The 8802-nt window shown below is 71.3% G+C and carries 10 protein-coding genes; 7 read left to right on the plus strand and 3 right to left on the minus strand.

Features of this window, described 5'->3' with window-relative positions; translation table 11 throughout:
* On the plus strand, positions 1–275 hold a 275-nt coding region (locus AB0G16_RS00640; protein ID WP_362796975.1), incomplete at its 5' end, for a hypothetical protein.
* A gap of 6 nt (positions 276–281) precedes the next feature.
* Here AB0G16_RS00640 and AB0G16_RS00645 read toward each other — a convergent pair.
* Both AB0G16_RS00645 and AB0G16_RS00650 read right to left on the minus strand, forming a co-directional pair.
* Positions 282–857 carry an isochorismatase family protein gene (locus tag AB0G16_RS00645; RefSeq protein ID WP_362796976.1) on the minus strand — a complete coding sequence of 192 codons (576 nt, stop codon included), beginning with the start codon at positions 855–857 and terminating at the stop codon, positions 282–284.
* 4 nt (positions 858–861) lie between these two features.
* On the minus strand, positions 862–2151 hold the full coding sequence (locus AB0G16_RS00650) for a nicotinate phosphoribosyltransferase (protein ID WP_362796977.1): 1290 nt from the start codon (positions 2149–2151) through the stop codon (positions 862–864).
* A gap of 40 nt (positions 2152–2191) precedes the next feature.
* Here AB0G16_RS00650 and clpS point away from each other — a divergent pair, with 40 nt between their 5' ends.
* The 5 genes from clpS to AB0G16_RS00675 all read left to right on the plus strand — a co-directional run bounded on the left by clpS (position 2192) and on the right by AB0G16_RS00675 (position 5265).
* Complete coding sequence (gene clpS, locus AB0G16_RS00655; protein WP_344888582.1) at positions 2192–2479, plus strand: ATP-dependent Clp protease adapter ClpS; 288 nt, start codon at positions 2192–2194, stop codon at positions 2477–2479.
* Positions 2480–2612: 133 nt separating this feature from the next.
* Complete coding sequence (locus AB0G16_RS00660; protein ID WP_362796978.1) at positions 2613–3137, plus strand: DUF2017 domain-containing protein; 525 nt, start codon at positions 2613–2615, stop codon at positions 3135–3137.
* 9 nt (positions 3138–3146) lie between these two features.
* Complete coding sequence (locus AB0G16_RS00665) at positions 3147–3563, plus strand: M67 family metallopeptidase (protein WP_362796979.1); 417 nt, start codon at positions 3147–3149, stop codon at positions 3561–3563.
* A 365-nt stretch (positions 3564–3928) separates the two neighbouring features.
* The gene (locus AB0G16_RS00670) at positions 3929–4207 is read left to right on the plus strand and encodes a MoaD/ThiS family protein (RefSeq protein ID WP_362796980.1); all 279 of its coding nucleotides are present in this window, start codon (positions 3929–3931) and stop codon (positions 4205–4207) included.
* A 110-nt stretch (positions 4208–4317) separates the two neighbouring features.
* Positions 4318–5265 (plus strand): cysteine synthase, encoded by a 948-nt coding sequence (locus AB0G16_RS00675; RefSeq protein WP_362796981.1) that lies wholly within the window; start codon positions 4318–4320, stop codon positions 5263–5265.
* A gap of 186 nt (positions 5266–5451) precedes the next feature.
* On the opposite strand, the gene AB0G16_RS00680 is transcribed toward AB0G16_RS00675, so the two are convergent.
* Complete coding sequence (locus AB0G16_RS00680; RefSeq protein ID WP_362796982.1) at positions 5452–7407, minus strand: DUF3352 domain-containing protein; 1956 nt, start codon at positions 7405–7407, stop codon at positions 5452–5454.
* A 452-nt stretch (positions 7408–7859) separates the two neighbouring features.
* On the opposite strand from AB0G16_RS00680, the gene AB0G16_RS00685 reads away from it, so the two are divergent.
* Positions 7860–8651, plus strand: coding sequence for a thioesterase family protein (locus AB0G16_RS00685; RefSeq protein WP_362796983.1), 792 nt, complete (start codon positions 7860–7862; stop codon positions 8649–8651).
* Positions 8652–8802: the final 151 nt, after the last annotated feature.

An 8802-nucleotide genomic window follows, 5' to 3' on the forward strand; every position in this document is an offset into this window, starting at 1 on the left:
ACGGGCTCAAGGTGGATGTCGGTCATCTCAAGGAGGATGTGGCCGGGCTCAAGGTGGATGTCGGTGAGCTGAAGGTCGAGATGGCCGAGGTCAAGCGGGATGTCGGTGAACTCAAGGAGGACGTGGCGAAGTGCGCCACGAAGGAGGAGCTCGCCGAGGTCAAGCAGGATGTCGCGGGCGTCAAGCAGGACGTGGCCGGGCTGAGGCAGGACTTCGGGGTCATGGACGGGAAGCTCGACCGGATGATCCTCTTCCTTGGCATGCCCGCCGCCTGAGAGGTATCAGGCCTGGCGGACCACCGGTGTCCCGGTGAGGCGGGCCCCGGCGGCGCCGAGCTCGGCGAGGGCGGCCTCGGTGGTCGGGGCGGCCACCCCGGCGGTGAGGTCCAGCAGCACCCGCACGGAGAAGCCGTTCGCCACGGCGTCCAGGGCGGTGGCCCGCACGCAGTGGTCGGTGGCGATGCCGACGACGTCCACCGCGTCCACACCGCGCTCGCCGAGCCACTCGGCCAGGCTCGTGCCGTCGGGGGCGGCTCCCTCGAAACCGCTGTAGGCGGCGGCGTGGGCCCCCTTGCTGAACACCTCCTCGACGCGTCCGGCCTCCAGGGCCGGGTGGAAGTCCGAGCCGCGCGTCCCGACGACGCAGTGGACGGGCCAGGAGGTGACGTAGTCGGGTTCTGCGGCGAAGTGCGAGCCGGGGTCCACGTGGTAGTCACGGGTGGCCACGACGTGGTCGTAGCCGTGGGAAGCGGCGTGCCGGGAGATGGCGGCCGCCACCTCGGCGCCGCCGCCCACCGGCAGGCTGCCGCCCTCGCAGAAGTCGTTCTGGACGTCGACGATGATCAGTGCGGTTGGCATGGGATCAGTCAAACACGGTCGGGATCGCGGCGTACCCCCGGGACAGCTGGTGGGCGTTGGCGGGCAGTTCGGCGAGGGACTCGCGGTGCCGCGCGCGGGCCGTCCCCAGCCCCTCGCGGCCGACGACCTCGCCCTCCCTGACCAGCGGGACCTGGAGCGGGCGGGCGCCCTCGGGGTGCTCGCCGGAGACGGTGACCACCTCGGCGGCGGCCGCGCCGTCCGGCTCCAGCTCGCGGAAGGCGCTCTTGCGCCCGCCCTGGCTGGGTTTGCCCACCGACTTCTTGGCCACCGGCCGCATGACCCCCTCGAAGTCCTCCCGGGCCACCAGCTTGTACACCAGGGCGGCGGTGGGGGCGCCGGAGCCGGTGACCAGCGACGTGCCGACGCCGTAGCCGTCCACCGGCGCCGCGGACAGCGCCGCGATGGCGTACTCGTCGAGGTCGCTGGTGACGACGATCCTGGTCTTGTGGGCGCCGAGCGCGTCGAGCTGCTCGCGGACCTGGTGGGCCGTCTGGGCGAGGTCCCCGGAGTCCAGGCGGATCGCGCCCAGCGCCGGTCCGGCCAGCTCCACCGCGGTCCGTACGGCCTGGGTCACGTCGTAGGTGTCCACCAGCAGCGTGGTGGCGGCGCCGAGGGAGTCGAGCTGGGCCCGGAAGGCCTGCTCCTCGGAGTCGTGCAGCAGGGTGAAGGCGTGGGCCGCGGTGCCGGCGGTCGGCACCCCGTACGTCAGGCCCGCCATGAGGTTGGAGGTGGAGGAGAACCCGCACAGGTACGCGGCGCGCGCGGCGGCCACGGCGGAGGCCTCGTGGGTGCGGCGCGAGCCCATCTCGATGAGTGGCCTGGTCCCGGCGGCGTGGACCATCCGCGCGGCGGCGGAGGCGATCGCGCAGTCGTGGTTGAAGATGGACAGGATCACGGTCTCCAGCAGGACCGCCTCGGCGAACGTGCCCTCCACCGTCATGATCGGGGAGCCCGGGAAGTAGCACTCGCCCTCGGCGTACCCGTCGATCCGCCCGGAGAAGCGGTACCCGGCGAGGAACTCCAGGGTGGGCTCGTCGACCACCTGGTTCGCGCGCAGGAACTCCAGCGTCTCGTCGTCGAAGCGGAAGGCCTCCAGGGCGTCCAGGAACCGGCCGGTCCCGGCGACGACGCCGTAGCGGCGCCCGTCGGGAAGGTGGCGGGCGAACACCTCGAAGACCGCCCGTCTGCTCCAGGCGCCGCTTTTCAGGGCGGCCTCCAGCATCGTCAGCTCATAGTGATCGGTAAGCAACGCGGTGCTCATGCTCTTTGTCACGAGTCGAAGACTAAGCCCGGGGTAGGGCAGACTGGTGAATGTGGGTAGCACCGCTCCAACGGAGGTCGAGCGTCCGTCAATCGACGTACGGCCGGATCTGCCATGGTTGACGATCGTCTGGAACGACCCGGTCAACCTGATGTCCTATGTGACGTACGTCTTCCAGTCCGTCTTCGGCTACTCCAAGGAGAAGGCGGAGAAGCTCATGCTCGACGTGCACCACAAGGGCAGGGCCGTGGTCTCCAGCGGTACCCGCGAGGAGATGGAACGCGACGCGCAGATCATGCACTCCTACGGGCTCTGGGCGACCGTCCAGCGGGATTCGTGAGCGGACGGCCGGGCCGGTGCCGCCGGGCGTCACGCCCGCGGTGCCGCCGGCGCCGCCTGTGTCACGGGTGGCGGACGGGTCTCAAGGGGCCGACGGGGCCGGGACGCGGCCCGCGAGGAACGGTGGAGAGCGGATGAGTTCGGGATTCAGTCAGGGCCCCGAGGGTGGCGTGGTCACGGTCTTCGACGCCGCCGAGGTGTCGATCCTGCGTTCGCTGGTCACGCAGATCCTGGGGCTCGTCGAGCCCGGCGAGACCGGCGACGACCCCCTGGAGAAGGCCCTGGGCATCGGCGCCTCGGAGCAGTCCGACGATCCGGTGCTGGCGCGGCTGTTCCCCTCGGCGTACGAGGACGGGGAGGCGGCGGCGGAGTTCCGCCGTTACACCGAGGCGACGCTGCGCGAGGGCAAGCGCGCCGACGCCCAGGCCATGCTGGACAGCGCCGAGGCCGGGCGGATCGAGCTGACCAGGGAGCAGGCCGAGGCGTGGATGCGCGCGCTGAACGACGTCCGCCTGGCGCTCGGCATCCGGCTGGAGGTGACCGAGGAGGTCCACGACGAGATCGCCGACATGTCGGAGAGCGACCCCCGCTATCCGGCGTACGTCATCTACGACTGGCTGACCTACCTCCAGGACACGCTGGTCCGGGCCCTTTGGTAGCTTCCAGGTATGCTCACGATCTCTCGGGAACTGGTCGACCGGATCATCGCGCACGCTCGGGCGGATCACCCCGACGAGGCCTGCGGCGTGATCGCCGGGCCGGTCGGTTCCGACTCTCCCGAACGGTTCGTCGCGATGGAGAACGCCGAGCGGTCGCCGACCTTCTACCGGTTCGACTCGATGGAGCAGCTCCGCGTCTGGCGGGAGATGGACGACCGCGACGAGGAACCGGTGGTGATCTACCACTCCCACACGGCCACCGAGGCGTACCCCTCGCGCACCGACATCTCCTACGCCTCCGAGCCGAACGCCCACTACGTGCTGGTCTCCACCCGTGAGGAGCTGGGCGAGGAGGCCGAGTTCCGCTCGTACCGGATCCTCGACGGGGTGGTGAGCGAGGAGGAGGTGACGATCACCTCCGGGTGACCGCGGCCGGCGGTCCGCCCGCCCCGCCTCCGGTGTCCCGGTGTCCGGATGATCCGTTCGCCCGTGTTCCCGGCGTGCTCATGCGGTCTTCACCCGGTACGGCCGTGAGGTGAATCGCCCCTTTGGGTAAACTGGTCCGTATGTCGATCGCCGCCCCGAGCCAGGAGGACGTGGTGCTCTCGCGTCCCGGTGCCCGGGCACGGCACGCGGGCGTCGCACCCGTGCAGAACTTCCTGTTCGCGCACACGCCCTCCGTCGTCGTCTACGAGTGTCGCCGGCCGATTCCGCCGGAATCCCCCGGTGCCCACCGGTGTTCTGATCCGATGGGCTGCACTCCCATGACGACACAAGGAGATTGACCCGCGATGGCCATCGAGGTTCGCATTCCGACCATCCTGCGCACCTACACCGACGGCGCCAAGGCCGTGGACGCCAAGGGCGCCACGCTCGAGGAGCTGATCGGTGACCTGGAGTCCCGCCACCCCGGCCTCAAGGAGCGCCTGGTCGACAAGGGCGCGCTCCGCCGCTTCGTGAACGTCTACCTGAACGACGAGGACGTCCGGTTCCTGGGCGGGCTGGACACCCCGGTCGCCGACGGCGACACGGTCACCGTGCTGCCCGCCGTGGCCGGCGGTTCCCGCTAGCCGAGCACGGTGCCGCCCGTCCCGCGGGACCACGCGGGGCGGCCGGCGCGTGCCGCAGGTCCCGGCCTGCTCCCATCAGGCATGTCACCCCGAGGCGGAAGCCGTACATCATGCGCTTTGACTCATTGATCGACTCGGTCGGCCGGACCCCTCTGGTCGGCCTGCCCCGGCTCTCCCCCTCGGAGGACGTGCGGGTCTGGGCCAAGCTCGAAGACCGCAACCCGACGGGTTCGATCAAGGATCGCCCGGCGCTGTGGATGATCGAGCAGGCGGAGAAGGACGGGCTGCTCCGGCCGGGCTGCACCATCCTCGAACCCACCAGCGGCAACACCGGCATCTCGCTGGCGATGTCCGCGCGGCTCAAGGGCTACCGGCTGATCTGCGTGATGCCGGAGAACACCTCCGAGGAGCGCCGCCAGCTGCTGCGCATGTGGGGAGCGAAGATCATCTCCTCGCCCGCGGCGGGCGGCTCCAACGAGGCGGTCAGGGTCGCCAAGGGCCTGGCGGCCGAGAACCCCGACTGGGTGATGCTCTACCAGTACGGCAACCCGGCCAACTGGCGCTCGCACTACGAGTCGACCGGGCCGGAGATCCTGGCGGACCTGCCGTCGGTCACCCACTTCGTGGCCGGCCTGGGCACGACCGGCACCCTGATGGGCGTCGGCCGGTTCCTGCGCGAGCACGTCCCCGACGTGAAGATCGTCGCCGCCGAGCCGCGCTACGGCGAGCTGGTGTACGGCCTGCGCAACGTGGACGAGGGCTTCATCCCCGAGCTGTACGACGCCGACGTGCTGACCACGCGTTTCTCGGTCTCCTCGGCCGACGCCCTGCGCCGCACCCGCGAGCTGCTGGAGGGTGAGGGGATCTTCGCGGGCGTCTCCACCGGCGCCGCCCTGCACGCCGCGCTGGGCGTCGCGGCCAAGGCCGTCAAGGCGGGGGAGCGGGCCGACGTCGTGTTCGTGGTCGCGGACGGCGGCTGGAAGTACCTGTCGACCGGCGCCTACGAGGGAACGCTGGACGAGGCGGAGGAGCGGCTCGAGGGCCAGCTCTGGGCCTGACCCCGGGCCGGTCCGGCCGCGAGGCCGGTAAGGGCACGGAAGGACCGGACGGATCTGGAAGGTCAGGGCGGGTCCGGGGGGTTCGGCAGGACCCGTGCTCCGAAGAAGGACGAAGGACGACGAAGAAGGCCGGCCCCCGAGGTTCGATCGGGGGCCGGCCTTCTTCGTGTCCTGTGCCTGTGAGGGCTAGTTAAACAGCAGCCTGAACGAGAAGCTGGCGTCGCCGCCGGACTGGGTGCCGCTCATGCCCACGGCGCGCAGCACCTGGAGGTTGGCCCTCTCCTCGCCCCGCACGTTGGCCAGGTAGAGCTTCTCCACCTTGTCCAGGTCCACGTAGGCGGCGAAGGTGGCCTTGTCGGCGTCGGGAACGGCGAGCTGGAAGGCCTCGCTCTCCCCCAGGGAGCCGTCCTTGCCCAGCTCGGCGGCGTAGTCCTGCGAGCCGGCCAGGACGAAAGTGCCGTCACCGGCGACCTTGGCGAGCTGCGGCGTGGTGGCCCCGGAGTCGACGAGGAACCTCTCGATCTTGCCGACGACCTCCTGGGCCTTGGCCGGATCGGTGACGATCTTCGCGCCGAACCGGGGCTGGTTGCCCTCCAGGCCGTTGGAGTCGAGGGCCAGGGTGATGTTCTTGCCGACCATCGTCACCAGGTCGGCGGGGAGCCGCAGCCCGTACTTCTGCTGGGCCTGGTCGGCGAACTGCTGGAAGCCGGCGGTCCCGCCCGAGGCCTGGTCGGCCGACTTCATGATCTGCGCCCACTGCTTGCCGATCACCTCGCCGAGGCCGGAGAAGGAGATCGCGCCGGCGGTGGAGGCCGGAAGCGTGCCGATCCGTGACGGCTCCGGCGTGCCCACGTCCAGGTTCTGGGCCCCCCGGCTGATGCCCGCGAGCTCGACGTAGTCGCCGTCGAACCGCAGGGCGCCCGCGACCCGCACGTTCTTGATCTGCTCCAGGGCGGTGGGGTCCTGGGCGGTGAGCTCGGGGGCCAGACCCGCGATCTTGCCCGCGTCCATCCAGAAGGACAGCACGCCGGTCTCGCCGAGAGCGCCGAGGTCCTCGGTGAAGGTGGCGTTCTCGCTCAGCGGCGCGGCCGCCGCGGCCTGGTCGGCCTGCTGCTGGGTGACACTGAGCAGCGCGTAGTCCTCGCGGAACGCGATGCCGTACTTCTCCTTGCCCATCAGCTTGGCGATACCGGTCCTGGCCTGGTCCTGGTCCTTGACCTGGACCGCCACGACGACGCCGGGCGCCGCCCCGGCCGTGGCCGCCGGCAGCGCGGCCACGCCGATGCGGTCACCGAGCCAGGGCTCGATGTCGGCGGCGTAGTTCATCGCGCCGAAGTCGTCGGGGTTGCCCTGCTTCAGCAGGTCGAAGAGGGCCTGGCGCGGGTCCTCGCCGCTGAAGGAGGCCTTGGTGGCGTTGAACTTCCGGGCGATGCCGAACAGCGCCACCTTCTGGTTCGCGGCCGGGTCGAGGTCGAGCCGCACGTAGCCGATGGCGCTGGAGGGCAGGACGTCGTGCGGCTGCGTGCCGCCGCCGCTGAGCAGGTTGACCGCGAAGGCACTGCCGCCGCCCACGAGGGCCACGACCAGCGCGGCGATCACCGCGAACAGCCAGCCCTTGCGGCCCTTACGAGGTGAGGAGCCGGTCGGCGGTCCGGCGCTCAGGAAGTCGGGGCCCTGCTGCCAGCCTCCGGCCTGCTGCTGCCCGTAACCCTGCTGCCCGTGAGCCTGCTGCCCGTAGGCCTGCTGGCCGTACGGCTGGCCCGCCTGCTGCCCGTAGTTCTGCTGCCCGTAGTTCTGCTGGCCGTAGGCCTGTTGCCCGTAGTTCTGCTGGGCTCCGGGCTGCGTGGGGGTGGCCTGCCCGTACGGCTGGCCCGTCTGCTGGCCGTACGGCTGGCTTGCCTGCTGCCCGTACGGCTGACCCGCCTGCTGTCCGTAGCTCTGCTGGCCGTAGGGCTGGCCCTGCTGCGGGTAGGGCTGCCCATGGTGGCCACCGGGCTGGGAGTATCCGGGCTGGCCCTGCGGATATGCCTGGGTGTGCGGCTGGTCGTTGGGCTGCGCGCCCTCGTTCCGGCGGTAGGCGATCGTCCTGTCGGGTTGCTGCCCCGGCGTGGGCGTCTGGTCAGGGGGATTGTTGGCAGGCATGCTCACTCACAATGTGGTCTTCGCGGATATGGATGAAGTTAGTGCACTTTGCTAGCAGTTCGCTTGCATTGAACTAACTCCGCGTTCGGTGCGTCCAAGGCGGCTTCGCGGCCTCCGCCCGGTGTTCCGGCCTGCCCGCCGGCCCGGCTCCGACCTGGCCCCCTTCTCGTTCCGGCCTGATCCCGGCCGCGTTCCGGCCTTGTTCCGTCCCCGTTCAGGTCGTCATGAGGGCGGTCGTGCCGCGCCCCTCTCGCGGGGTCCGCCGCCGTCGCGGCTCCACGGCGGCCCTGTCGCGGCCCGGTCGTCCCCCGCGGTGATCCCGTCGCGGTCTCCCGGGGGCCTCGCGGATCGCGGTGGTCCGCCCGGGAGGGTCACCGGGGGCGGGGGCGAGGAGGCGGAGGGCGTCCGGGGTGGGTAAAGTGTGCCCTCTAGAACAAGGTTCGGGAGCGTGGATGACAAAGTTCGACGAGGCGACAGCGGCCATCCGGGTGGACGAGACCACCTACGACGTCTGTCTCGACCCCGGGTACTCGATCGGCGGCCCCCTGAACGGCGGCTACCTGATGGCCGTGCTGCTGCGCGCCGTGGTGGACGCCTCCCCCCACGAGCACCCCGTGACCACCTCGGTCCAGTTCCTGCGCGCGGCCCGGCCGGGTCCCGCCCGGGTACGGGTGGAGCAGATCAAGACCGGCCGCACCGCCACCATGGCGAGGGCGACCCTCGTGCAGAACGACGAGTCCTACATCGAGGCCCTCGTCACCACCGCGACCCTCGAGGGCGCCGACCCCCGGTGGGCGGACGGCCCGTCGACGGCGATCCCGCCGATCGGGGAGTGCGTCCGGCTGCCCGACCCCAAGCCCGAGTCCGGCATGACGCTCAACGCGCAGGTGGAGATGGCCTTCGACCCGCCCACCATCGGCTGGCTCGCCGGGAAGCCCACCGGCCGCCCCGAGGCCCGCGCGTACTTCCGGATGGCCGAGCCGCAGGACCCCGACCCGTACGTGCTGGCGCTGGCCGTCGACGCCCTGCCGCCGGTGGTCTTCTCGGCGGGCGAGCGCGGCTGGGCCCCCACCGTCGATCTCACCTGGCACCTGCGCGCCCTGCCCGCCCCCGGGTGGCTGACCCTGATCGGGTCGGGCCGCCTGATCGGTGACGGCTGGTTCGACGAGGACGTGGAGGTCTGGGACTCGGCCGGCCGCCTGGTCGCCCAGTCCCGCCAGCTCGCCCGCGTCGGCCGCGGCTGACGGAGGTCACGGGACCGGGGTGAGGGAGACCCCGGCCTGGGGCTGACGGAGGAGCTCCCGGTCCGGGGCGGGGGGAGCCCCTGCCCCGGACGACGGCCCCGGACGACGGCCCCGGACGACGGCCCCGGACGACGGCCCCGGACGACGGCCC

It is taken from the genome of Streptosporangium sp. NPDC023615 (assembly GCF_040640155.1).
Lineage (GTDB): Bacteria > Actinomycetota > Actinomycetes > Streptosporangiales > Streptosporangiaceae > Streptosporangium.